The following is a 23,732-nucleotide window of genomic DNA, read 5'->3' as shown; positions in this document are numbered from 1 at the left end:
CTCTTGCTAGGCATTAGCTTATCGGCGTGCGTGTAAAAATCACCCTAATTTTTCGTGCGCGCACGTGAGCGCGCGGGGAAGCGCCGCTTCAAACGCGGCCAATTGTGTTGGCGTGCCACAACTGACCCGGATGCAACGATCTTGTGGGGCAACAAAAGGCATGCGGACAAAAATACCGTCGGCCACAAGTGCTGCGCGCACAGATCGCGCAAAATCTCCGTTCCGACCGCAATCAATCGTTACGAAATTGGTTGCTGATGAAAGCGCTGTTAGACCGTTCTTTACCGCAATTGCTGCGATACGGTCCCGTGCGCGCGCCACCTCTGTCTTGATGTGTAGTAACCAATCTTGGTCCAGCAACGCAGCAAGCGCACCGGCTTGACTGATCCGGCACATGCCAAAGTGGTTACGCACCTTGTTAAACCCGGCAATCACGTCCGGCGCAGCGATGGCATAGCCAACACGCGCACCGGCCATACCGTGCGCCTTTGAAAAGGTGCGCATGCGGATGACGTTGGGTGTGTTGGCGTCCAACCGTGGTGCGGTGCCGTCCGGGGCAAGGTCGACATAGGCTTCGTCCAGCACCAGCATGCAGCCCACCGGTAAGTGCGCGATCATATCCTCAATAATGTCAGCCTTATGCCAACTGCCCATCGGATTATCTGGATTTGCGATGTAAATCAGTTTTGCGGAAACATCTTTTGCTTTGGCAATCAGAGCTTCAGGATCTTCGTGATCATTGTTGTAAGGAACGGTATGGATCGCACCGCCAAAGCCGGCCACATGGTAGTTGAAGGTCGGATAGGCCCCGGCAGAGGTGACAACGGTGTCACCTTCGCCCACATAGAGCCGGACCAGAAGCCCCAGCAATGTATCAATCCCTTCGCCAATCATGATGTTGGGGGCATCAATCTGGTGGTGTTCTGCCAAGGCGTGCCGAAGATCATGGCTTTCGGGATCGCCGTACATCCACACCTCGGATGCGGCCTTTTGCATGGCTGCAATGGCTTTGGGCGAGGGGCCAAAGGTACTTTCGTTGGCACCAAGGCGTGCTGTGAAAGGGCGGCCCATCTGGCGTTCTTGCGTCTCTGGCCCCACGAAAGGGACAGAGGCGGGCAGCGATTGGGCGAGGGCTGTCAGGGCTGGTTTTGTCATAGGCTCAGATAAGCGGACCCTTGAATAAGGCGCAACCGTGCATATATGAGAATCGTTCGCAACTAAAGGAGCGGCCCTGATGAATATGAGTAGACGCGGATTTTTAGCCAGTACCGGGGCCGCCCTTGCGGTGCGTACAGTCCCGCAGGTAGCGGGCAAGACTGGCGGGCGGCGGATTTTGACGCTGGTCTATGATAAGGCGTTGGGGATGATGCGCGCGGTTGAGCGTGTGGTGCCGTGAGGATTGCCTCCGGCGGAAGTTTGATGTGACATGGAAAGATGAAAGGGGCGGTTCTGCGACCGCCCCGTTTTGGTTTTAGCCGATCTCTTGCAGCCGCGCGATGGCCGCTTTCAGCTGCGCCTCTTCGTTTTCGCGCAAGGCGAGGTTCGCTTTGGCCTCGGCCACAACCTCATCCGGGGCGGAGGCCACGAATTTGGGGTTGTTCAGACGCCCACGCAGTCCACCCAGTTCTTTGCCCAGTTTTTGCAATGACTTTTCCAGACGCGCGGTTTCTTCGCCCACGTCGATCAGATCGGCCAGCGGAATGCCAAAAGTGCCACCTGCCATCGGGATGGTAACGCAGCCTTTGGGGAAGTCATCCACATGGGACAGGCTTTCGATCCGCGCAAGCCGCTGGATCAGAACGCGGTTGTTGTCCCATGCCGATTGGCCTTTGGCGTCCAATCCTGTGACCAGCAGCGGCACCTTCGCCCCCGCAGGCACATGCACCTGCGCGCGGGCGGAACGCACGTTGTCGATCAGATCGATGACCCAGTTCATTTCGCGGTCGGCGTCGGCATCCACCAGTTCAGCAGCCGTGTAGGTTGGCCACGCGGCGTGCACCAGCATCTTGGCGCGACTGTCGGCCTGCTGCCAAAGTTCTTCTGTGATGAACGGCATGATCGGGTGTAGCAGGATCAGGCATTGGTCCAGCACCCAGCGCAGGGTTTGCTCGGTCTCGGCCTTTGCGCCCGCATCATCGCCTTGCAGGATGGGTTTGGAGAACTCCAAATACCAGTCGCAGACCTTGCCCCATGTGAAGGTATAAAGCGCATCAGCGGCGTCGTTGAAACGGTAGGCCTCCATCGCGGCATCCACCGTTTCGCGCACCTTGCCGGTTTCGCCGATGATCCATTTGTTCAGGGTCTGCGTCGTCGCAGGCCGCGTCGGATCGCCGGGGTAGGCGATTTCGTAGTGTTGGGCAAAGCTGAACGCGTTCCACAGTTTGGTGCCGAAGTTGCGGTAGCCTTTGATCCGATCTTCGCTGATTTTCAGCACACCGCCCAAGGCCGCCATCTGCGCGTTGGAAAAGCGCAGGGCGTCGGCGCCGTAGGCGTCGATCATATCCAGCGGGTCGATCACGTTGCCCTTGGTCTTGGACATCTTCTCGCCCTTCGCATCTCGGACCAGTTGGTGCAGATAGACGGTGTGGAACGGGTCTTGTTCCAGCACGGCCTGGGACATCATCATCATGCGGGCGACCCAGAAGAACAGGATGTCCTGGCCGGTGACAAGGACGTCGCCGGGGAAGTATTTCATCGCATCGGTGTCTTCTGGCCAGCCCAGCGTGCCGAAAGGCCAGAGGCCGGAGGAGAACCATGTGTCGAGGACATCGGGGTCGCGGTAGAGAGGAAGTGTCAACTCCTCCCAAGCATCTAGATCTTTTGGAGTTTCGTCATTGGTTTGATTTGCACGAATCTCTGCCCACTCAGCCTCACGAAGGTCCATCAATAGCTTCGACGCAACACCAGCATCTTCCACACATTCAACGCGTGCTGCATCAAAGTTCGCAAGACGACTATATTCTCGGCGCGCTTCTTCAATCGCTTCTTCTTGGCTATCTGCGCAAAAGTGGAAGCTGAATTCGTTGGTAAGGCGGCCCTTCTTGTCTACTCCAGGCCCATACCAAACCGGGATCTGATGCCCCCACCACAGCTGCCTTGAAATGCACCATGGCTCGATATTCTCCAGCCAGTGGTAAAACACCTTCTCGCCGCTTTCCGGCATGATCTTGGTACGACCTTCCTTGACCGCGTCCAGCGCAGGGCCGACGATTTGGGCGGTGTCAACGAACCATTGGTCGGTCAGCATCGGCTCGATGACCGTCCCACCGCGCTCGGCCTGCGGCTGCATAATCTTCTTGGCTTCGACGAAGGGTATTTCGGACTCGATGCCAACACGCGAAAATTCGTCCAGTGCTTCAAACTCTGGGTTCGGCACCATCACCGCGTTACCCTCAGCCGTGATGTCGGCCACCACGCGCTTGCGCGCCTCAAACCGATCCAGCCCGCGGTATTCTTCCGGTACCATGTTCATCGCGGCGATCATCGCCTCGTCGAACTCTTGCTCGCCATTGGCGATGGCCTGGGCGATGGCGGCCTCTTCCGCATAGGGTTTGCCATCGGCCCGCATCGCGCCTTTGGTGTCCATCAGGTTGTACATCGGGATGCCGCCGCGCTTGGCGACTTCATAGTCGTTGAAGTCATGCGCGCCGGTGATTTTCACAGCACCTGAGCCGAAATCAGGATCAGGGTAAGGGTCGGTGATGATCGGGATCAGGCGGCGTTGTTCTTTCGGCCCAACGGGAATTTCGCACAGCTTGCCAACGATAGGCGCATAGCGTTCGTCGTCTTTGTGCACGGCCACCGCGCCATCGCCCAGCATCGTTTCGGGCCGGGTCGTGGCGATCGAGATATAGTCCCGCGTCTCGCGAAGGGTGACGTTACCGTCCTCATCCTTCTCGACATATTCATAGGTCTCGCCGCCCGCCAGCGGGTATTTGAAGTGCCACATGTGGCCGTCGACCTCGATGTTTTCGACTTCGAGGTCCGAGATGGCGGTTTCAAAATGCGGGTCCCAGTTGACCAGACGCTTGCCACGATAGATCAGGCCTTTGTTGTACATCTCAACAAAGACTTTCAGCACCGCATCATGGAAGTTACCGGGCTTTTCAGTCGCGGGGGCGCTTTCGGCACCGGACATGGTAAAGGCCGAACGGGACCAATCCATGCTGTCGCCCAAACGCCGTGCCTGCTGTTCAATGGTGCCACCTTTGGCGGCTTTCCATTCCCAAACTTTCTCTAGGAATTTTTCGCGTCCCAATTCCGTGCGCTTGGGTTGCCCTGTTTCAGCAAGGTCCTTTTCCACCATCAACTGGGTCGCAATCCCTGCATGGTCCAGCCCCGGCTGCCATAGCGTGTCATAGCCCTGCATGCGTTTCCAGCGGGTCAGCATATCCATCAGCGTGTGGTTGAAGGCATGACCAACGTGCAAAAAACCCGTGACGTTGGGGGGCGGCAGCATGATGCAAAAGGTTTCATCGCGCGACGCATTTGCGCCCGCTTTGAAAGCCCCCGCGTCTTCCCACATTTTGTAGATGCGGGGTTCGGCCTCGGCGGCGTTGAATGTCTTTTCCATAGCCATGTCTGCAACTCTCCTGCGCTTGGATCAGCAGATAGCCGAGGGGGGCAGGAAGGAAAAGGGTTTGCGGTCTCTTCTGCCGCGCTTATGCATAAGGAAACATTGTTTGGATCTGTTGCGTTGAAAGAAGTCCCGCCGAAACATGACCTGACCGCGCCGCGCGCATGGTTTTCGTTGTTCCATGCGCATGGTGGTTGGGCGTCTATTCTTGCGGCGGTGGTTTGTATCGCCATCACGATTTGGAGCGTGATAGAGTATCGTGCTGCGGCTCTTTACGAGCAGGTCGGGGTTGAGACACAGGCAGAGGTTGTGGATCGCAGGTTCGTGCGCGATGATGAAGGGTCCGATGATTACTATATCACATACCGCTTTGACGTTGATCAGCAAACCATCCAGCGCGAACGCAAGGTTTCGCGGGACCAATACAGTCGTGCCCTGGGTGGATCGCGGCATACCATCCGTTATCTGCCGCGCAATCCAAGGAAATTTGAAACCTATGTCGGGGAGGCCCATGATGATGCGGTGATGCTTCGATGGATTGCCGGACTTTCTGGTGTTGCCGGTCTTATCGCGCTTTGGTGGGTCGGAAACCGCGCCAATCGCGCGGTTCTGACCCGTCGTTTCGGGTATCGCACGACAGCCCGGATAGATCGGATCGTTGAGACAAAGAATTCGGGCCGACCGTCGGGCAAGGGGTATCTGATCTGGAAGACAGCGGATGGTCTGCGCGGCGAAAGCATGATGCATCCGATCCGCAAGCTGAATGCGATTGGGACCAAGACCGAGATCAATGTCTACGTGCGCAAAGGTCATAGCGTTTGGGAGGGTGACGTGGGACCGCGTCAGTTGGCAGAGAGCAAGCTGCCCAAGGTAGGGCGAGACTGATGGACCGACAAAGCATAAAAAGGCCTGCCCCTTAAATACGGGCAGGCCGGTACTGGTCAGAACACTAAATCTTGGAAATTAGGGGCGGGCGAGGTGCCAGTTGCCGCCGACGCCGTCACCGGTGATGTCGCCCGGCTGACGATCATTGACCCACAGGTAGAGCGGCTGACCATCATAGGCCCACTGCTTGCTGCCGTCCTGGCGGGTGATTGTCGTAAACTTACCGGCCTCATCGGCATCTGCTGGGGCTGCGAGTGGTGGCCAGTTGGCAGCGCAGCCGCCGTTGCAGGCCGATGAGGTCGCCGTATCTGGGTCAAATGTGTAAAGGCTCATGCCGTTGTCGTCGACGAGGATACCGTTGGATTGTGCGACAGGGGCCAATGCATGGCCTGCGGCATAAGCGTCACAAGCGGAAAGGCCGACGACGAGTGAAAGTGCTGCGATTGAAAGTTTCATGGTTATTCTCCTGGGTGTGATTGAATGCGTTGATCAAGTATGGGTGGGGGCGAATGCGACGCGAAGGTTCTTATCGTGCCGTCCAGTGTCACTCCGATCCTTGCGCGAAGCTGCTTTGCCAGAAGCAAAGGCGCGCCTGGCTATAAGCGTCGTGATCATCATGAGCGCGATAAGCGTAAGTTTCATCGGTCGTCTCCGTCGGTTCCTGTGCGGCTCGTTCATCCGCCTCTGTGAAGGTTACGTACTGCACGGCTGATTTATTCTCGGAAAAAGTACAATTTCTTGGATAAATCTTATAACTCATTGATAAGTATAATTTTTTATTGTGAAATAGAGTACAATTTGGTGTGGGTGTGCTGGACAAGACGGGCCTGACCGCTAGGGTCTGGGGCCAACGTCATACGAAGGGTCCAAAATGGAAAAATTCGGGAAAAGCCAATCTGTAACGCGGGTTGAAGATGTGCGTTTCTTGACCGGACAGGGCGCGTATGTGGATGACATTGCGCCCCGCGATGCGTTGCATGCTTATTTTCTGCGCGCCACGGTCGCCCACGGTGACATCACCGCACTGGATCTGAATGACGCCCGCGCGATGCCCGGGGTGCATCTGGTGGTGGTGGCTGATGATCTTGATGCTGCTGGGGTCGAACTGGGCCTAAAGGGCGCCACGATCAAGAACCGTGACGGATCGCGCAGCGCTGAGCCATTGCGACCGCTTTTGGCCAAGGGCCGCGTGCGTCATGTTGGTGAAGCGATTGCGATGATTGTGGCTGACACGATGGTTGCGGCAAAGGACGCGGCCGAAGTGATCGGCTTGGAGATTGATGATCTGCCGGTGCATGTCGATCTGGCAATTGGTGGTGATACCATACACCCAGAAGCGCCCGACAACCTTGTTTTCGATTGGGGAATGGGGGACGAGGCTGGTGCGAATGACGCGATTGCCAGCGCCGCCCATGTGGTAAGCGTTGACGTGCTCGATAGCCGGATCATCTGCAACGCGATGGAGCCGCGAGGCTGCTACGCTGAAGTTGTTGATGGTCGTCTGCATGTTGCGACAAACGCCCAAGGTGTTTGGATCCCAAAGGGTGATTTGGTGCGCCACTTCGGGCTTGATCCCGCCGACGTTCGCGTGACGAACCCGGACACAGGTGGCGGTTTTGGCATGAAGGCCATGCGCTATCCCGAACCGTTTTGCGTGGCGCATGCCGCGCGGGTCTTGGGTCATCCTGTGCGCTGGATGTCAGACCGGACAGAGGCAATGCTGTCTGACAATGCGGGCCGTGATCTGACGACCAAGGCGACACTTGCCTTTGATGCTAACTATCAGATCACTGCATATTACGTTGATACGATTGCGAATATGGGTGCTTATAACTCCCAATACGGTCAGGGCATCCAGACCGATTTGTTTTCCAAGGTTCTGATGGGCACCTATGATGTGCAGGCGGCTTACATGCGCACGCGCGGGATCTACACCAACACAACGCCTGTTGACGCATATCGCGGTGCGGGGCGACCTGAGGCGATCTTTGTACTGGAACGTGTGATGGACGAGGCGGCGCGCCAGCTGGGCGTGGACCCTTGGGCGCTGCGCGAAAAGAACTTTATCGTTCCAGCCAAGTTTCCTTACACGACCGCAACGGGTGTCACTTATGATGTGGGTGATTTTGCAATGGTGTTGGCCAGCGCTGGGCGCGAAGCGGACCGTGACGGCTTTGCGGCCCGCAAAGCCGCGTCGGCAGCCAACGGTAAACTGCGCGGGCAGGGGCTTTGTTATTATATTGAGAGTATCTTGGGCAGCCCGACTGAGACGACGGCGATTACATTCACAGAGCAGGGTGCCACAATTTTTGTGGGTACACAGTCAAACGGGCAAGGGCATGAAACTGTCTATGCGCAGTTCCTTTCGGACCAAACCGGTATCCCCGCTAACCAGATCACCGTGGTACAAGGGGATAGCGACCAAATCGCCACTGGAGGTGGGACAGGCGGCTCCCGCTCTGTGACAGTGCAGAATACCGCGACACTCGCTACCATAGACCTAATACACGAAGCCTTTGCGGCGTTTCTGGCGGACGCAGAGGGAGTTGATCCGAGCGCGGTTAGTTTTGATGATGAGCGGTTTCGCATCGCCGGATCAAACCTGACGCCGACCATGCTTGAGGTGGCCGATATGGCGCGTGACGCGGGGCGCGATGACCTTTTGCAGCATTCCGCGAGCATTACACTCGACAATCGCAGCTTTCCAAACGGAGCACATGTTACAGAAGTCGAGATTGATCCCGACACCGGGGTTGTGACAGTTGACCGCTATACTGTCGTTGATGATTTTGGTAATCTTATCAATCCTATGCTGGTTGAGGGCCAAATCCATGGCGGGGTGGCGCAAGGCGTTGGACAAGCCCTGACCGAGCATGTTGTCTTCGATGAACATGGGCAACTGCTCACGGCGAGTTTTATGGACTACGGCATGCCACGTGCGGATGATCTTCCCATGATCAAGTTTGCAACGGAATGCGTACCGTCAACCTACAACCCGATGGGCGTCAAAGGGTGCGGTGAGGCCGGTACGGTTGGCGCGCTTGCCGCAGTGACCAATGCGGTGCTCGACGCATTGTGGGATGTCGGCGTGCGGGAGGTTGAAATGCCCTTTACGCCGCACCGCGTCTGGCAGACCATCCAGAAAGCGAAGGCTGATAGTGCCGCTGCGTGATTGGTTCTTTGGCCTTTTCGGGCGGAGGGCGCGCACCGAAGAAGGTGGGATCCGCGACCGGGGCCCCGCCACCCATGTGGTCATTCTGGACGGAACGATGTCATCTTTGGCGGAAGGCTGCGAGACCAACGCCGGGCTGACCTTCAAGCTGTTGAACGAAGTTAGCCAGACTGCGAACCTGACTGTCTACTATGAGGCCGGTATCCAATGGCGCGACTGGAAAAGCACATGGGATGTCATGACTGGCAAGGGTATCAATCGGCAGATCAAGCGTGCCTATGGCGTGGTCGCATCACGCTACCGCGAAGGGGATCAGATTGTTCTGGTTGGGTATTCGCGCGGCGCCTTTGCCGCACGGTCCTTGGCCGGTGTAATTGATATGGTGGGGCTTGTGCGGTCGGATTGCGCGACCGTCCGGATGATCCGCCAAGCTTATCGTCACTACAGGAACGGTGCACGCGGCGCGGCAGCAACGGCTTTTCGCGATCACTACTGTCATCCGAACGTCGAAGTCGAAGCAGTCGCCGTCTGGGATACGGTCAAGGCCCTTGGTTTGCGTTTGCCGATCGTTTGGCGCTGGTCAGCAGGTCAGCATGAGTTTCACAATCACGCATTGGGTGACCACATTCGCAATGGTTTTCATGCGCTTGCGATTGACGAACGGCGGCGGGCTTATGCGCCGGTAATCTGGCATTGCCCTGAAGACTGGTCTGGTAACATGGAGCAGGTCTGGTTTCGCGGCAATCATAGCGATGTCGGCGGGCAGGTGTGGCAGCATCCGGACGCAAGGCCACTGGCGAATATCCCGTTGGTCTGGATGCTGGACCGATTGTCAGCCTGTGGTGTGCCACTGCCCGACAATTGGCGCGGTCGCTTTCCGCAAGACATCAATGCGCCATCTATTGGCAACTGGCGCGGCTGGGCAAAAATATTTCTGTCGCGCCGCAAAAGGGTCATTGGACAAGATATGTCAGAACGGATCCATGAAAGCGTGACGGGTGATATCGAGGAGGTGTCAGCTGTCTCGCAGCTTCATAATCAGACAAGTGGCTGAACCCGTCGCATAGAGCTTGTCTGACGCCGCATCGCGAATTTCACCCCGCGCCACGCCCGTGGATCGACCGGCATGTTCGATCGCGCCGATTGCCAGAATTTCGCAACCAACGGGGATGGCACCAACAAGGCTGACCTTGTATTCGAGCGTGGTGTAGACCGACCCTTTCGGCGTCTTGGTCATCACTGCGCAAGACATACAACTGTCAAGCAACGTCCCGTACCATCCACCGTGAATACCGCCCGCCGGGTTGGTATGCCGAAACTCTGGCGTTCCACGAAAGACGACCCTGCCGTCTGCAACCTCGTCCAGCGTGTAATTCATCAAAGCCGATATCGGTGGGTGCGATAGTTCTCCGTCGCGTATCGCTTGCATAAACGCCAATCCAGACATCGAAAGCGTTGTGTCAAGATCGGGCATCTGATCGGGAGAGGTAGCTGTGAACATCTGCGCTCCGGGCGTTGGTTTTTCCCAAAGCTGGCGGCTCAGGCCACGTTTTGCAACCGCACTTTTGGCGTTACGCCCAAGGCATGGCAAATGTCGCGGGTCAGTTCGGGCCTGTTAAGTGTGTAGAAATGCAGATGGTCCACACCGCCTTGCAACAGGTCATCGCAAAGCTCGGTGGCAATGGCGGTCGCAAGCAATTCTGCGGTGCCGTCACGTGTCGCATTCGTGAATGCATCGCGGATCACTTGCGGGATGTGGGTGCCGCATTGTTCAGCGAAACGTTGCGTGCCGTTCCAACTCTCGATGGGCAGAATGCCGGGAATGATTGGCGCGTCAATTCCCGCTTTCACGCAGGCATCGCGGAACCTGAAAAACGTCTCGGCCTCAAAGAAGAATTGGGTGATCGCGGATGTCGCGCCGGCGTCGATTTTGCGCTTTAGAAAGGCGATATCGGCGGCTTGATCAACAGCATCTGGATGCTTTTCGGGGTAGGCACCGACGCGTATATTGAAATCCGAGGTCTCTGCCAGCGCTTCAATCAGCGCGACAGAACTGTCGAACCCTTGCGGATGGGGCGTGAAACGGTCAGCACCCTTTGGCGCGTCGCCACGCAATGCAACGATGTCGCGCACGCCCGCCTGAGCATACCCCCGCGCTATCTCGAGGGTTTCAGCCTTGGTCGCGTCGACGCAGGTCAGGTGCGCCGCCACATTCAGCCCGCTGGTTTTGTGGATCGTCGCCACCGCCTCATGGGTCAGCTTGCGGGTTGTACCGCCAGCGCCATAGGTGACAGAGACGAAAGCCGGATCAAGCGGAGCAAGACTGTTCACGCAGTCCCATAGCCGGAAAGAGCCCTCCAATGATTTGGGGGGAAGAACTCAAAGGAAACGGACGGTGTCGACATCTTGATACCTCTTGCTTGCGTCGTCCTTGTGGCACCACTATGAAGTTGAGGCAAATTCATAAACCTCACCAAAGTAATGAGGAACGCTCACATATGCATATCGAGTTTCGGCATCTGCGCACGATCAAAGCGATACATGACACCGGTGGTTTGGTACGCGCTGCGGATCAGTTAAACATCACCCAATCTGCCCTGTCGCATCAGATCAAGGGGATTGAGGATCAGGCCGGTGTTGAGCTGTTTGTCAGACGGTCAAAGCCTTTGAAGCTGTCGGCGGCCGGCATGAAGATGTTGGCGGCGGCAGAACGAATATTGCCGCAGGTTGCGGCCCTTGAGGCCGAGTTTTCTGGATTGATCGCGGGCAGCGCTGGGCGTTTGCATATCGCTATTGAATGCCACGCCTGTTTCGAGTGGCTGTTTCCTGTGCTGGAGCAGTTCCGCAAAGCGTGGCCGGAGGTCGATGTCGATATTCGTCCAGGACTGGCCTTTGACGCACTGCCGGCGTTGCGCAAAGAGGAAGTGGATCTTGTCGTCTCCTCGGATCCAGAGGACCTGCCGGAAACCGACTTCACGCCGCTGTTTGACTATGAGCCGGTTTTTGTCGCGGCATCAACGCATCCTTTGGCGCAAAAAGACGTGATTGAGGCGGCTGATTTTCGGGGGGAAACTCTGATCACCTATCCGGTTGATCGTGCGCGGCTTGATATCTTTTCCCAACTCCTGACCCCGGCCAAGGTTGAGCCAGCTGCTGTCAGGCAGGTTGAGTTGACAGCTGTCATATTGCTGTTGGTGGCATCAAACCGCGGGGTTGCGGTGTTGCCCGATTGGGTTGTCCGGCAGGTGCGCTATAACTCCGATTACGTCACGCGCCCCTTGACCAAGGACGGCATTACCCGGCGGCTCTATGCTGCAACACGCGACGAAGATACCAGCCGGCCATATATGGCGCATCTGATCCGGCTCGCGCGGCAGGAAGCGGTCAAACTGCAGCGCGCCGATCCTGCGGCAACGGTAACTTGACGACACCGGTCTGCATCCGTCCTTCAGCAATCAGCCGCAGATAGGCTTCTTCAAACTGCATTGCTTTGCCGTAGTAGTAGCCTTGCACATAGCGGCATCCCATATCTTGAAGCATGTCGCGTTGTTGCAAGTTCTCGACGCCTTCTGCAATCAGATCGACTTGCAACCCTTTGCTGATGGTCACCAACCCTTCGATCAGGACCTTCGCAGCCGGGTCTATGCCAAGATCGCGCACAAAGCCCGTGTCGAGTTTTAACTCGTCAAATTCCAGTTCCTTGAGATGTTGAAGGGACGCATAACCGGTGCCAAAGTCGTCCAGTGAAATGCGGACACCGGCCTTGCGAAACAAAGAGATAGAGCGCCGAATAATATCGCTTGAACGGGCAATGAAAATGTCCTCTGTGATCTCAAACGTGAGATACGAGCGAAGCTCAGGGTAACGATCAATCACGGCAAAAATCTCTTTTCGCCCAACAAGTGTCGCGAGTGTGACTTCTGACATATTGATGGACACTTGCCCCGGGTCGAGACCATCATCGACCATATGCGCGAGGTCCTCCATGACATGCTGCGCCGTGTGCATCATGAACGCGCCCTGCAATGCCAATTCATTGATCATCGGCAAAAACTCTGACGGCGGAAGAATGCCGCGCGTTGGATGATGCCAACGCGAGAGTGCTTCAAAGCCTACCAATTTGCCGGTATCGATGCAGACCTTTGGCTGATAATGCGGCAATATCTGACCGCTCTCCATCGCCTTCATCAGCAACTGGCGATCCTCTAGCGTTGGCCTGACCGGGAACGCGCCCTTGTCATAGATCTTGAAAGCAACCTCGGGGTCATGTTTGGCCAGGAACATGGCCTGATCCGCACCCGAGAGCAGTTCTGCCGGTGAATTCGCGTCGGCCCCTTGTCGAGAGATCCCAATACTGATGCCGACATCAAGCTGCTTTTGATCAAAAGGGATCGTTTCGCTTAATGAATTGATGAATTTCTCTGCTAGCTGCTGCGCGTCGGACACCGACGCAATGTTTGGTGTCAGGACGGCAAATTCATCGCCACCGATCCGGGCAACATGATCGCCGTGCGTTGTCAGCGCTTTCAGACGCTCGGCAATGGCGCAAAGGACGGCATCACCGGCAACATGACCATAACTGTCATTGATGGGTTTGAACCCATCGAGATCAAGCAAGAACATCGTCACGCCCTGCTTGTTGGCATGTTGGTGCATCATGCTGAGCACAACTTCATCGAATGCACGGCGGTTCATTAACCCCGTAAGGCTGTCACTGCGAGACAAACGCTCCAGATCAGCAAGCCTTGCGTTTGCCTCCTTGCGCGCGCGCTCAAGTGCCTGATGTGTGTCTTTTTGCAGATTCATCGTATCGAACGTGTTGATCACATAAACAGTTGTCAGAATGACCGTAGCCAACCAATAAAATTGTTGTGTGTCGTATGCCGGATTTTGTGACAGGTTCCACAACATCAGAAAGATGGTGCCAAACGCGGGGGCCATCTGGCTCCAATTATAGGTGGGGAGCAGTCCGAACGTATTGCTCACGTGGACATAGACACCAAACGCCCAAAGGTACGCAGCTAAGACAAAGGGCAGTTCAGAACTTTGCGACAGGATGAGCGAGAAACTCAGAAATGGCAGCATCGCCCCCCAGTTTACGGCAAAAACGGCAATGCCGGTGGCAAGCTCGAGTTTCTTCTCAAATTGCGACGCGCGTTTGTTGAGAGGGTAAGATACGACCTCAAAAATAAAAACAACCAGACCAGCTATGGCGCCCTGAACACCAAAACCAGCAAGATGGCAGATCCCGACCATCAACAGCGCGGACGCAGAACGCTTTCGCACATCCCGGCCAGAGATATGGCCGGCGATCTGTGTTTGATGCAGGAAATGATCAATATGATGTTGCTGCATGCCGCCCCTTAGCCGTTGCGCGAGGGTATGAATGACCTCGGCAAACAACCCGTTAAAGCAGGTCCATAAAATACGTTCTTGGTTAAGGCTGTCTTGCCCCTTGTTCAGCGCACCGCTTGAGCCTATACGCCGCGCTGAAGCTGAACCAAGGATCCGTGACATGGCCGGTAGCGCAAATCTCAATGTGATGATGAAGACGGCCCGCAAGGCCGGTCGTGGCTTGCTAAAGGATTTTGGCGAGGTCGAGAACCTGCAAGTCAGCGCCAAGGGTCCGGGCGATTTTGTCAGCCGTGCCGATAAAGCGGCCGAAGCCATGATCAAAGAAGAGCTGATGCACGCGCGCCCGACTTACGGGTTTCTGGGTGAAGAGGGCAGCGAAATCGAAGGCGATGACCCGACCCGCCGCTGGATTGTTGACCCGCTCGACGGCACGACGAACTTCCTCCACGGGCTGCCGCATTGGGCGGTGTCAATCGCGTTGGAGCACAAAGGTCAGATCGTTGCCGGTGTGATCTATGACCCTGTGAAGGATGAAATGTTCTACGCGGAAAAGGGCAGTGGGGCGTGGATGAACGAAAGCCGCCTGCGCGTATCAGCACGCAGCCGTTTGATCGAAAGCATCTTTGCAACGGGCCTTCCTTTTGCTGGACGTGCCGATCTTCCCGTGGCACTGCAAGAGCTTGCCCGGCTGCTTCCTGCTTGCGCCGGTGTGCGCCGATCTCGGTGCTGCCGCCCTTGATTTGGCCTATGTCGCGGCCGGTCGGTATGACGGGTTTTGGGAACGCGGTTTGCACGCTTGGGATATCGCGGCGGGGGTTGTGATTGTTCGCGAAGCTGGCGGAATAATGGAACCGCTTGATGAAGGCGGCGACATTCTGAGTGATGGTGCCTTGATTTGTGCTAATGAGCCGATCTTTGAGGCCTTCGCCAAGGTTATCCGCAAAAGCTAGCGCCTGACCGTGGGGACGCTGCTCCGACCATAGGTCGCTTCCGGGTGTGGCGGATGGCCATGGGTTTGTCGCCAAAACAGCCCACCGCCCAGTTTCAGCCAAAGCGGTAGGGCAAAGATCAATCCAATGACAAATCCGCCGGCATGTGCCCAGTAGGCGACGCCGCCACCTGATGTGTCGACGCTAAAGCCGTTAAAGAGCTGCAGTGCGAACCATAGCCCCAGCATTATCCACGCAGGGATTGGAAAGATGCGAAAAAATACCACAAAGAAGATGAAGACATCGACTTTCGCCTTGGGGTAAAGCAGCAGATACCCACCCATCACCCCGGCAATGGCCCCAGAAGCCCCAACCGTCGGAATTGATGATTGCGGATCTGCTGCGAACTGCGCCAGTGACGCTCCGACACCGCACGCCAGATAGAACAGCAGAAAGGGGACATGCCCCATTTCATCTTCCAGGTTATCCCCAAAAATCCATAAAAACAGCATGTTCCCTGCAAGGTGCATAAACCCGCCATGCAAGAAGATTGATGTCACAAGGGCACTGTAGTTTTCACCATTCGACAGTCGGATCGGTAGTAATGCGTAGTCATAGTAGAATAGAGACAAGGCCCGCTGGTCCTGAAAGAGCGCGAGCCCCATCAAGAAAACTGCCACATTGATCCCAATAAGGCTAAGGGTGACGTAAGGCGTGCGTTCAGACGGGTTGTGGTCGCGAATAGGAAACATGGTGCGACCGTCTCTGAACGCAGACCCGTGGTCAAGTCAAAGCTGGACCCCCGACCTCTGCAAGAAGAGCCGCGTTCCCGCCGGCGGCGGTAGTGTCGATGCAAACGTGGCGTTCGTGGAGCACATGCGCTGCGTCAGGCGCACCGGCGATAAGCGCAGTGATTGGACCTTCGCGTTCGCTTAGGGCGGTGTCGATCGTGCGCGCGGTGTCTGCGTCACCCCACCAGATCACGCCGCCCAGCTTTGGGATATCGCGCACAAGTGCGGCCGGGAAATCGCCTTCGGTGCTGATGGCCACTCCACCCAGTGCCTTGACTGCCGCCATCTGGTCCTGTGCGGCCTTGGCACCCGGTCCCATGCACAAGATCGGTCCGCGGGGATGCGTGCTGTGCCGGTTCGATTCACCTGTGGGGCCGGGCAGGTCGGATGGGGCCGCGGCAGGTGGGTAAGTTGCCTCTGCGATACGTTGTTGCAAAGCTTTGACATCCGCAGCACCAGCCCAGAAGCCATCGGCATGTTGGGCGGGGTTTGCTGTAAACCTTGATAAATAGTGCGGCCCGCCAGCCTTGGGGCCGGTGCCGGACATGCCTTCGCCGCCAAAGGGCTGACTGCCCACGACGGCTCCGATCTGATCGCGGTTTACATAGATGTTGCCTGCTTGGATCCGCTCCACCACAGTCTGCACCCGGTCATCAATCCGGGTGTGCAGACCGAACGTCAGACCGTATCCCGTTGCGTTGATTGCGCCGATCACATCGTCAAGTTTGGACGCCTTAAATGTTGCAATATGCAGAACCGGCCCAAAGATCTCTTTGTCCATATCCGCAATACCGGTCACACGAATGGCTGTTGGTGCGATGAAATATCCGATCTGCGGCGATGGTGTTTCGTGAATGATCCGTCCATCGCTGCGGGCCGCGGCAATATGATCCGAGATGACCTTGTGGGCAGGAGCGTCAATCACAGGCCCAACATCTGTTGATAGCTCCCAGGGATCGCCTACATGCAGTTCGTCCATTGCACCTTTGAGCATTTCAACCAGATTCGTAGCGATATCTTCTTGAACGTAGAGACATCGCAGAGCGGAGCAACGCTGGCCGGCCGACCGGAACGCCCCGTTGATAATATCGCGTACCGCGTGCTCTGGTAGGGCCGTGCTATCAACGATCATCGCGTTCAGCCCCCCGGTTTCAGCGATCAACGGCGTGCCGGGATCGCAGTGCGCGGCCATATTCGCGCGAATTTTCAGCGCCGTTGCTGTTGAACCGGTAAATGCAACGCCGTTGACACGGCTGTCGGCGGTCAAAGCTGCACCAACGTCACCACCACCGGGCAAAAGCTGCAGCGCGCTTGTTGGTACACCGGCGGCATGAAGCAATGCGACGGCACGCATGGCAATCAAAGGGGTTTGTTCGGCAGGCTTTGCCAGAACTGCATTGCCAGCGGCGAGAGCCGCCGCAATCTGCCCGGTAAAGATGGCTAAGGGGAAGTTCCACGGGCTGATGCAGGTCCAGATACCGCGTGCCTTTCGGTCGGCGTTTGCCTGTGCCGCATAGTAGCGCAGAAAATCCACGGCCTCACGGAGTTCTGCGACAGCATCGGGCAGTGCTTTGCCTGCCTCACGGCACAGGATCGCAAAAAGCTCTTCGGCGTGGGCTTCATAGGCGTCAGCGGCAGCGTTCAGAGCAATGGTTCTTTGGGCCACATCCGCGCTCCAGGGTGAGGCCGCCTGCAATGCGGATTGGACGTCATCTGTGGTAGCGGCATTCGCATGCCCGACGATGTCGCCGGGCTTGGCGGGATTAATGATCCGCACCTGTCCGTCGCGGTTGATGTCCATGGGCGGTTGCGCTTGCCATTGCGCCCATTGAAAAGGGGCGCGACCTGTGTTGATCGCTTCAATTGTTGGTATGTGCGTGAGGTCCCAGCCCTTGGAATTGATCCGTTCTGGTTGATATAGGTTCGGACCTGTCGGCAGTTGTGGACCCTGTCCGATGCTTTCAAATGGGCAGGCTGCGACGACTTCCGGCGGCACATCCTCATCAACGATCTGATTCACGAAACTTGAGTTGGCGCCATTTTCCAACAAGCGCCGCACCAGATAGGCCAACAAATCTTCGTGTGCGCCCACCGGCGCATAGATGCGACAGCGCGTGTTTTGTTCCTGCAGAACGATTTTATGGAGCGTTTCACCCATGCCGTGCAGACGTTGGAATTCATAGTCATCCGTGTTGCGATCCAGCTGATGCGCAATATCGAGGATCGCAGCGACAGTATGGGCGTTGTGGGTGGCGAATTGCGGATAGAGCCTGTCGGTCATGCCCAAAAGCTTGCGCGCATTGCTGATGTAGCTGATGTCTGTGTGTTGCTTGGCCGTGAACACCGGGAACCCGTCAATCCCCTCAATTTGCGCGCGCTTAATTTCGGCGTCCCAATAGGCCCCCTTGACCAAACGGACCATGATCTTGCGATCAAGCCGCGCGGCGAGGTCACCAAGAAAATCAATGACCAGCGGCGCGCGTTGACCGTAAGCCTGCACAACAACGCCAAAACCATCCCAGCCCGCCAAGGCAGGTTCGGCAAGTACGGCACTGATCACATCAAGAGAGAGTGACAACCGATCTGCTTCTTCTGCATCAATGTTGAAACCCATCCCCGCCGACTTTGCCAGCATGGCAAGTGCGCGGACCCGGGGGACCAATTGCTCCATGACACGCGCTTGCTGGGCCACCTCGTAACGGGGATGCAGTGCTGACAGTTTCACCGAAATGCCGGGGTTCTCAGCAACACTTTTGTGGGTGCAATGTTCCGCAATCGCACTGATCGCGCGCGAATAGGACAGATGATAACCCTTGGCGTCCGCATCGGTGCGCGCCGCCTCACCAAGCATATCATAGCTGTAGGTAAAGCCTTTCGCCTGCATACCAGCGGCGCGTTTCATGGCTTTGCCAATGTCCTCGCCCAACACAAACTGCCGTCCCATTTCGCGCATCGCACGGGCAACGGCGTTGCGAATAACCGGCTCGCCAAGTCGCTTTACCGCGCTGCGTAGATGACGGGTGATCCCGGGTTGTTCGTCATCAAGGACACGACCGGTCAGCATAAGCGCCCATGTCGACGCGTTCACAAGCGATGATGCGGAATGTCCAAGATGCTTGCCCCAATCGGAAGGTGCGATCTTGTCTTCTATCAACTCGTCCATCGTTTCTGCATCGGGGACGCGCAACAGTGCCTCTGCCAGACACATCAATGCGATGCCTTCGTCGGTCGACAGCCCGTATTCCGCCAGAAAGACTTCCATCAGACCGGGATCCGTGCTTGTGCGAATTTGGGTGACAAGAGCCGCGGCACTGTTGGAAATGCGTGTCCGGTCTTCATCGGAAAGCTTAGCTGTGGCGATCAACGCCTGAATGGCATCAGCTTCATCCGCATACATGGTGCTATCAATCTGGTGGCGCAACGGCGTACTATAGACATGAGACATGACAGATTCCTTGGTCGCTTTCGTCAAGCATATCGAAATTATTCTAGTGATTTTGCCTGCAATGTGTCAGATACACGGGCAACTTAGCTTAATCTTGGGTGGTTTTGTGGCCGAAACGTTTTCTGATCTTGATAGGTTCGATCGTAAGATTTTAGATATTTTGACCGTCGATGGGCGTGTGAGTGTGACCGAGCTTGCGCGTCGGATCGGATTGTCGAAATCGCCGACACAGGCACGCCTCAAGAGGCTGGAGGATCAAGGCGTTATTCGTGGGTATCGTGCGTTATATGATCCCATCCGTTTAGGGCGTGATCATGTCGCTTTTGTTGAGGTGAAGTTGTCGGATACACGCGAAAGCGCGCTGGCCGCCTTTAATGCCGCCGTTTTGCGTGTTCCGGAAATTGAGCAGTGTCATTTGATCGCAGGTGCATTCGACTATCTGCTGAAAGTACGTACTGCAGGAATGATCGGCTATCGCGCTGTTTTGGCTGAAAAAATATCGACCTTACCGCACGTGGCGAACACATCGACGTATGTTGCGATGCAGGCGGTGAAGGAAGAAGGAGTTTCACCGATCTCGCCGGGAACGGGGACGTGACTTGACCGAAAGGGATGATGCCGCAAATAGTTGCTGTATGAAATGGTTCATCCCGCTCTGCCTTGCTGCATCGCCCGCCCTCGCTGATACCTGCCCACCAGTGACAGATCACAGTCAGCGTTTGGGCGAAATTGTAGGAGAACTTCGCGTGTCTCGTGGGCAAGGCGAGGCGCAGGTTCTTACCCAAGAGCTTTGGTCGCTTTGGACCGACGCGCCCGATCAGCGAGCGCAAGAGATGCTTGACGAAGGCATGTCACGCAGATCCAGTTTCGATTTTCTTGGCGCGCGCAGAGTTTTGGATCGTTTGGTCGAATACTGTCCTGACTACGCCGAAGGATACAATCAGCGTGCCTTTGCAAGCTATCTGAGCCAGGATTTTGCGTCGGCACTCACGGATTTGGATCGCGCGCTAGAGATTACGCCCAACCATATCGCCGCTTTGTCCGGCAAGGGACTGACCCTGATGGGGCTTGGCCGTAACGAGGAAGCGCAAGAAGCCCTGCGATCAGCGATCGAGATGAACCCGTGGCTGCAAGAACGTGCGCTGCTTGAGGAACCAATTGGCAGAGACATCTGATCACCGCTTGATCAGGCTGGCACAGGCGCATAGGAATGGCGCTGTGCCCGCGTGGTGGAATGGTAGACACTGGAGACTTAAAATCTCTTGGCCGCAAGGCCGTGCCGGTTCGAGTCCGGCCGCGGGCACCACTAGTCTTATACTCACGATGAATGTCGCTTCCGAGCGGCAGCCGGTACCTGTTGTTACATTGTATGAGTGACGGGCATTTCTGCGAAGGCAGCACGAATAAGCCGCATCAGCTGTTCTGAATAGTTGTGCTGCACATACCCTTTTTCGGCGATGATACCGATTGACCGCGCGGCCTCCGGCTCGGCAAAAGGGACAACACGAAACCCGTCAAACTCGGCCATTTCAATGGCAATAGAAGGCAGCAACGCAATGCCAAGTCCGGCAGAGGCAAAACTCAGCGCCGTAAAGGCGTTTTGCAACTCATAGGTGACGTTCAGTGTCAGGCCCTTGCGGTAAAGGATATCATCGATCAGCGTTCTGATCGCGGTGGACTGATCCAGCATAATGATTGGGGCATGCAGGATGTCATGAAACCGGATCATCTTCTTGCCTTTGTCGTATTCGGGCGGAATGCAAGCCAAAAGCGGTTCATCGGCAAGTTTTTCGAACGTGAATGTTTTTAGGTCTGATACCGTTGGGCCGACATAGAACTCTGCAACTTGTCGTTCCAAAATCTCTAATGCGGCAGCCGGTGGCGCTTCGATCAGCCGGACGCTGCTATCGGGAAAGCGACGCCGGAATGTGGTCAGAACACTGCCCACGCGCTTGGGGGCAAGTGTCGCCGCACAGGCAATGGTCACAGTCGATTGTCGCATCGCCGCGATGTCTGACAATGATCTGAACCCATCGTCGATATCGCGCATCGCCCGTTCCGTCTTTTCGAACAAGAGTTGCCCATTGGGGGTCAGCGCCACGTTCTTTGATCGCCGCACAAATAGCCGCATCCCGACTTGATCCTCGAGTTCTTTGATCTGCATGCTGATTGCCGAGGTGGAACGGCGGGCCGCCTCCGCTGCGCGCCTGAAACTCCCGAGTTTGGCGACCAGCAAAAATGATTGCAGCAACTTGAGGTTGATATCGGACATGCGCTTCTTCGAAATTCGGTCTGCACGTTACCTTCGTCGCTATTTTCTTAACATACAATAAGATTTTCTAAACAAAATGACGCGAAATCCTGCTTACAGAATGAAAAAAGTCGTCAATAGTGGTGGTCCGTAGCGAGAGGGGAGAGCAGTCGCTGGTTTGAAAGCCCGTGGTGTTGGGAGGCACTTTGGCGCTTTTGTCCGAACCTTTGACGCAGATCAAGAAGCGGCTTTCCTGTTTCAGATAGCCAGAGGCCCAGTGCCTCGGGCAGAGATGAGCCGGCGTCGTGGTCATACGTCGGCGATATTTAAACTGACCAACACGTCTCCACACTGGGACGATATTCTGGGAGGAATACGATGAAAAAGAAAGCAATCGCAGCTGGTGTTGCCGCCGTCATGGCAACAGGTGGTGCCGCACAGGCGCAAGAAGTCATCGAAATGACGTCTGCATTTTCGCGGAATTTGCCGATCCTTGGCACTGCTGGCGTGGATTTTGTTGATAAGATCAACAGCATCTCTACCGAAGTCGAGTTCGAGCATTTTGATCCCGGCGAACTGGTGCCAACGCTCGAAGCGCTTGATGCTGTGTCAGGTGGTTCTGTTGATGCGGCCTATACGACGGCTGGTTATTGGCAGGGTAAGATCACATCTGCGTCGCTCTTCGCTGCTGTGCCATTCGGCCCGGAAGCCGGTGAATTCCTTGCATGGATGCTCTATGACGATGGTGCCGAGCTGTTCCAGCGCATGTATGATGAGAACGGCTATAACGTGAAGGTTCTGCCTTGCGGCATTATCGCGCCGGAAACATCCGGGTGGTTCAAAGAGCCGATCAACAGCGTGGCTGACCTGGAAGGCCTGAACATGCGCTTCTTCGGTCTGGGCGCGGAAGTCATGCAGCGTCTGGGTGTATCCACATCTTTGCTTGCCGCTGGTGATATCTTCCCAGCACTTGAACGTGGCGCGATTGATGCGACAGAATTCTCCATGCCGTTGATTGACCAGCGCTTGGGTTTCTACAACATCGCATCCAACAACTACTTCCCTGGCTGGCACCAGCCCGCGACAATGTTTGAACTTTTGATCAACAAAGATCGTTGGGATGACTTGGATGAGATGTCTCAGAAGCAAATCGAAGTTGCTTGCTTGGCCAACATCACAACCAACTATGCGGAAGGTGAAGCCAAGAACTTTGCAGCCATGGTGGCCAACGTCGAAGAGAACGGCGTGACCATTCGCCAGTGGCCAACCGAGATGCTGGATACGTTTGAATCCACTTGGAACGAAGTCGCAGCAGAACTGGCCGCAGAAGACGAGTACTTCAAGCTGGTATGGGACGATCTGCAGGAGTTCCGCGCAGGTTACAAAACTTGGGTGAACAACATCTACCTGCCACGTCCACGGGACTAATCCAGACGTGAGTTCAAAGATATACAAAGGGGCGGGCACCCATGCCCGGCCCTTTGTCTGCGAACAAGCAGGACAAAGTGAAGGGACACCGGGTTATGGAATCGCCAGAAGAACTAGTTGCCGTATCAGATCCCGGTGAGGTGGGACGCGAAGAGCACAATCGCGGGGACAGATTTATTGTCTTTATGTCGAATATCGCGGCTTGGCTGTTCCCTATTCTGATGCTGGCGATCACTGCGCAGGTGATCCTACGCAATTCCGGCATGAACCAAGCTTGGCTAGATGATCTTCAATGGTGGCTCTATGGCGCCGCGGTATTGGTGGGCGTCGGATATGCCGTGACCACGGATAGCCATGTGCGTGTCGATATCCTTTATGATGGGTTCCCCGAAGAAAAGAAGACGCGGATCAATCTATTCGCGATCGGGTGGCTGTTTCTGCCGTTTATTATTCTGTCGTGGGATGTGACCTATGACTATGCACTCAGTTCCATCCGTGCCAACGAAGGGTCTGACAGCCCCAACGGTCTCCATAATCTGTGGATACTCAAGGTCTTCATGAATGTCGCTTTTATCTTTATCGGCGTGGCCTGCTGGTCTGCGGTTGTGCGCAATCTGGCAAGGCTCCATCCGCCAAAACTCTGGCGTCAATTGTGGGCCGCCTTTCCAGCAACATTTTTGATGGTCAATCTTTCTATCTATTATGGACTGTTCATCATTCTGTCGCTGCTTGCTGCTGAAGGAACGACAAGCCGTGATATCACCCGTGGTCCGGCCTTTGGTGAGCTTGAGTTTGGAAACTATGAAATTACCTACACCGTTCTTGCGGCCTTAATCATCACACCGGTTCTTATCCTTGTCCTCCGCGCCATGGATCCGTCACGCAAGTCGGGGGCTTAAT

The 23,732-nt window shown here is 56.0% G+C and carries 17 protein-coding genes, 1 tRNA gene and 2 pseudogenes; 11 read left to right on the top strand and 9 right to left on the bottom strand.

Translation table 11 applies throughout. From position 1 onward, the window contains the following. Positions 1-39: 39 nt before the first annotated feature. A complete protein-coding gene (locus ACZ1G5_RS04005; protein ID WP_472731625.1) occupies positions 40-1,155 on the bottom strand; it encodes a pyridoxal phosphate-dependent aminotransferase in 1,116 nt (371 codons plus the stop codon). Between the two features lie 79 nt (positions 1,156-1,234). Here ACZ1G5_RS04005 and ACZ1G5_RS04000 point away from each other — a divergent pair, with 79 nt between their 5' ends. Further along, positions 1,235-1,396: a Tat pathway signal protein gene (locus ACZ1G5_RS04000; protein ID WP_472731624.1), complete on the top strand. Its 162-nt coding sequence runs from the start codon at positions 1,235-1,237 to the stop codon at positions 1,394-1,396. A gap of 75 nt (positions 1,397-1,471) precedes the next feature. On the opposite strand, the gene ACZ1G5_RS03995 is transcribed toward ACZ1G5_RS04000, so the two are convergent. After that, positions 1,472-4,579, bottom strand: coding sequence for a valine--tRNA ligase (locus ACZ1G5_RS03995; protein ID WP_472731623.1), 3,108 nt, complete (start codon positions 4,577-4,579; stop codon positions 1,472-1,474). An 84-nt stretch (positions 4,580-4,663) separates the two neighbouring features. Here ACZ1G5_RS03995 and ACZ1G5_RS03990 point away from each other — a divergent pair, with 84 nt between their 5' ends. Further along, the gene (locus tag ACZ1G5_RS03990; RefSeq protein WP_472731622.1) at positions 4,664-5,461 is read left to right on the top strand and encodes a DUF3592 domain-containing protein; all 798 of its coding nucleotides are present in this window, start codon (positions 4,664-4,666) and stop codon (positions 5,459-5,461) included. A 78-nt stretch (positions 5,462-5,539) separates the two neighbouring features. Here ACZ1G5_RS03990 and ACZ1G5_RS03985 read toward each other — a convergent pair whose 3' ends face one another. Continuing rightward, a complete protein-coding gene (locus tag ACZ1G5_RS03985; RefSeq protein ID WP_472731621.1) occupies positions 5,540-5,917 on the bottom strand; it encodes a COG4315 family predicted lipoprotein in 378 nt (125 codons plus the stop codon). 415 nt (positions 5,918-6,332) lie between these two features. Between ACZ1G5_RS03985 and ACZ1G5_RS03980 the strand changes: the two genes are divergently transcribed. Then, a complete protein-coding gene (locus ACZ1G5_RS03980) occupies positions 6,333-8,633 on the top strand; it encodes a xanthine dehydrogenase family protein molybdopterin-binding subunit (RefSeq protein ID WP_472731620.1) in 2,301 nt (766 codons plus the stop codon). Further along, a complete protein-coding gene (locus ACZ1G5_RS03975; protein ID WP_472731619.1) occupies positions 8,620-9,687 on the top strand; it encodes a DUF2235 domain-containing protein in 1,068 nt (355 codons plus the stop codon). The genes ACZ1G5_RS03980 and ACZ1G5_RS03975 overlap by 14 nt, the downstream gene beginning before the upstream one ends. On the opposite strand, the gene ACZ1G5_RS03970 is transcribed toward ACZ1G5_RS03975, so the two are convergent. Both ACZ1G5_RS03970 and metF read right to left on the bottom strand, forming a co-directional pair. Further along, complete coding sequence (locus ACZ1G5_RS03970; RefSeq protein WP_472731618.1) at positions 9,649-10,134, bottom strand: PaaI family thioesterase; 486 nt, start codon at positions 10,132-10,134, stop codon at positions 9,649-9,651. The two genes, ACZ1G5_RS03975 and ACZ1G5_RS03970, sit on opposite strands and share 39 nt — an antisense overlap. A gap of 38 nt (positions 10,135-10,172) precedes the next feature. Continuing rightward, positions 10,173-11,038: pseudogene (gene metF / locus ACZ1G5_RS03965) on the bottom strand (methylenetetrahydrofolate reductase [NAD(P)H]). A gap of 93 nt (positions 11,039-11,131) precedes the next feature. On the opposite strand from metF, the gene ACZ1G5_RS03960 reads away from it, so the two are divergent. Continuing rightward, entirely contained in the window at positions 11,132-12,058 is a 927-nt protein-coding gene (locus tag ACZ1G5_RS03960) for a LysR family transcriptional regulator (RefSeq protein ID WP_472731617.1), read from the top strand. Here ACZ1G5_RS03960 and ACZ1G5_RS03955 read toward each other — a convergent pair. Continuing rightward, on the bottom strand, positions 12,018-14,150 hold the full coding sequence (locus ACZ1G5_RS03955) for a putative bifunctional diguanylate cyclase/phosphodiesterase (protein WP_472731616.1): 2,133 nt from the start codon (positions 14,148-14,150) through the stop codon (positions 12,018-12,020). The genes ACZ1G5_RS03960 and ACZ1G5_RS03955 overlap by 41 nt on opposite strands. Between ACZ1G5_RS03955 and ACZ1G5_RS03950 the strand changes: the two are divergent. Further along, positions 14,149-14,938, top strand: a pseudogene (locus tag ACZ1G5_RS03950) (inositol monophosphatase family protein). The gene ACZ1G5_RS03955 and the pseudogene ACZ1G5_RS03950 overlap by 2 nt on opposite strands. Here the strand turns inward: ACZ1G5_RS03950 and ACZ1G5_RS03945 are convergent. Together ACZ1G5_RS03945 and putA are read right to left on the bottom strand one after the other, a co-directional pair. Next, a complete protein-coding gene (locus ACZ1G5_RS03945; protein ID WP_472731615.1) occupies positions 14,935-15,669 on the bottom strand; it encodes a rhomboid family intramembrane serine protease in 735 nt (244 codons plus the stop codon). The pseudogene ACZ1G5_RS03950 and the gene ACZ1G5_RS03945 sit on opposite strands and share 4 nt — an antisense overlap. 31 nt (positions 15,670-15,700) lie before the next feature. Further along, positions 15,701-19,153, bottom strand: coding sequence for a bifunctional proline dehydrogenase/L-glutamate gamma-semialdehyde dehydrogenase PutA (gene putA, locus ACZ1G5_RS03940; protein ID WP_472731614.1), 3,453 nt, complete (start codon positions 19,151-19,153; stop codon positions 15,701-15,703). A 61-nt stretch (positions 19,154-19,214) separates the two neighbouring features. Here putA and ACZ1G5_RS03935 point away from each other — a divergent pair, with 61 nt between their 5' ends. From ACZ1G5_RS03935 to ACZ1G5_RS03925, 3 genes are all read left to right on the top strand, one after another. After that, positions 19,215-19,751 (top strand): Lrp/AsnC family transcriptional regulator, encoded by a 537-nt coding sequence (locus ACZ1G5_RS03935; RefSeq protein WP_472734267.1) that lies wholly within the window; start codon positions 19,215-19,217, stop codon positions 19,749-19,751. Positions 19,752-19,788: 37 nt separating this feature from the next. Beyond that, positions 19,789-20,328 (top strand): tetratricopeptide repeat protein, encoded by a 540-nt coding sequence (locus ACZ1G5_RS03930; protein WP_472731613.1) that lies wholly within the window; start codon positions 19,789-19,791, stop codon positions 20,326-20,328. A 45-nt stretch (positions 20,329-20,373) separates the two neighbouring features. After that, positions 20,374-20,459, top strand: a tRNA-Leu gene (locus ACZ1G5_RS03925). Positions 20,460-20,513: 54 nt separating this feature from the next. Here the strand turns inward: ACZ1G5_RS03925 and ACZ1G5_RS03920 are convergent. Continuing rightward, entirely contained in the window at positions 20,514-21,425 is a 912-nt protein-coding gene (locus tag ACZ1G5_RS03920) for a LysR family transcriptional regulator (RefSeq protein WP_472731612.1), read from the bottom strand. Positions 21,426-21,782: 357 nt separating this feature from the next. On the opposite strand from ACZ1G5_RS03920, the gene ACZ1G5_RS03915 reads away from it, so the two are divergent. Together ACZ1G5_RS03915 and ACZ1G5_RS03910 are read left to right on the top strand one after the other, a co-directional pair. Then, positions 21,783-22,832 carry a TRAP transporter substrate-binding protein gene (locus ACZ1G5_RS03915; protein WP_472731611.1) on the top strand — a complete coding sequence of 350 codons (1,050 nt, stop codon included), beginning with the start codon at positions 21,783-21,785 and terminating at the stop codon, positions 22,830-22,832. Between the two features lie 95 nt (positions 22,833-22,927). Beyond that, the gene (locus ACZ1G5_RS03910) at positions 22,928-23,731 is read left to right on the top strand and encodes a TRAP transporter small permease subunit (protein WP_472731610.1); all 804 of its coding nucleotides are present in this window, start codon (positions 22,928-22,930) and stop codon (positions 23,729-23,731) included. The last annotated feature ends 1 nt before the right edge of the window (position 23,732 follow it).

The organism is Yoonia sp. JB2-21, assembly GCF_055693545.1.
This window is presented reverse-complemented; position numbering and strand designations above follow the sequence as displayed.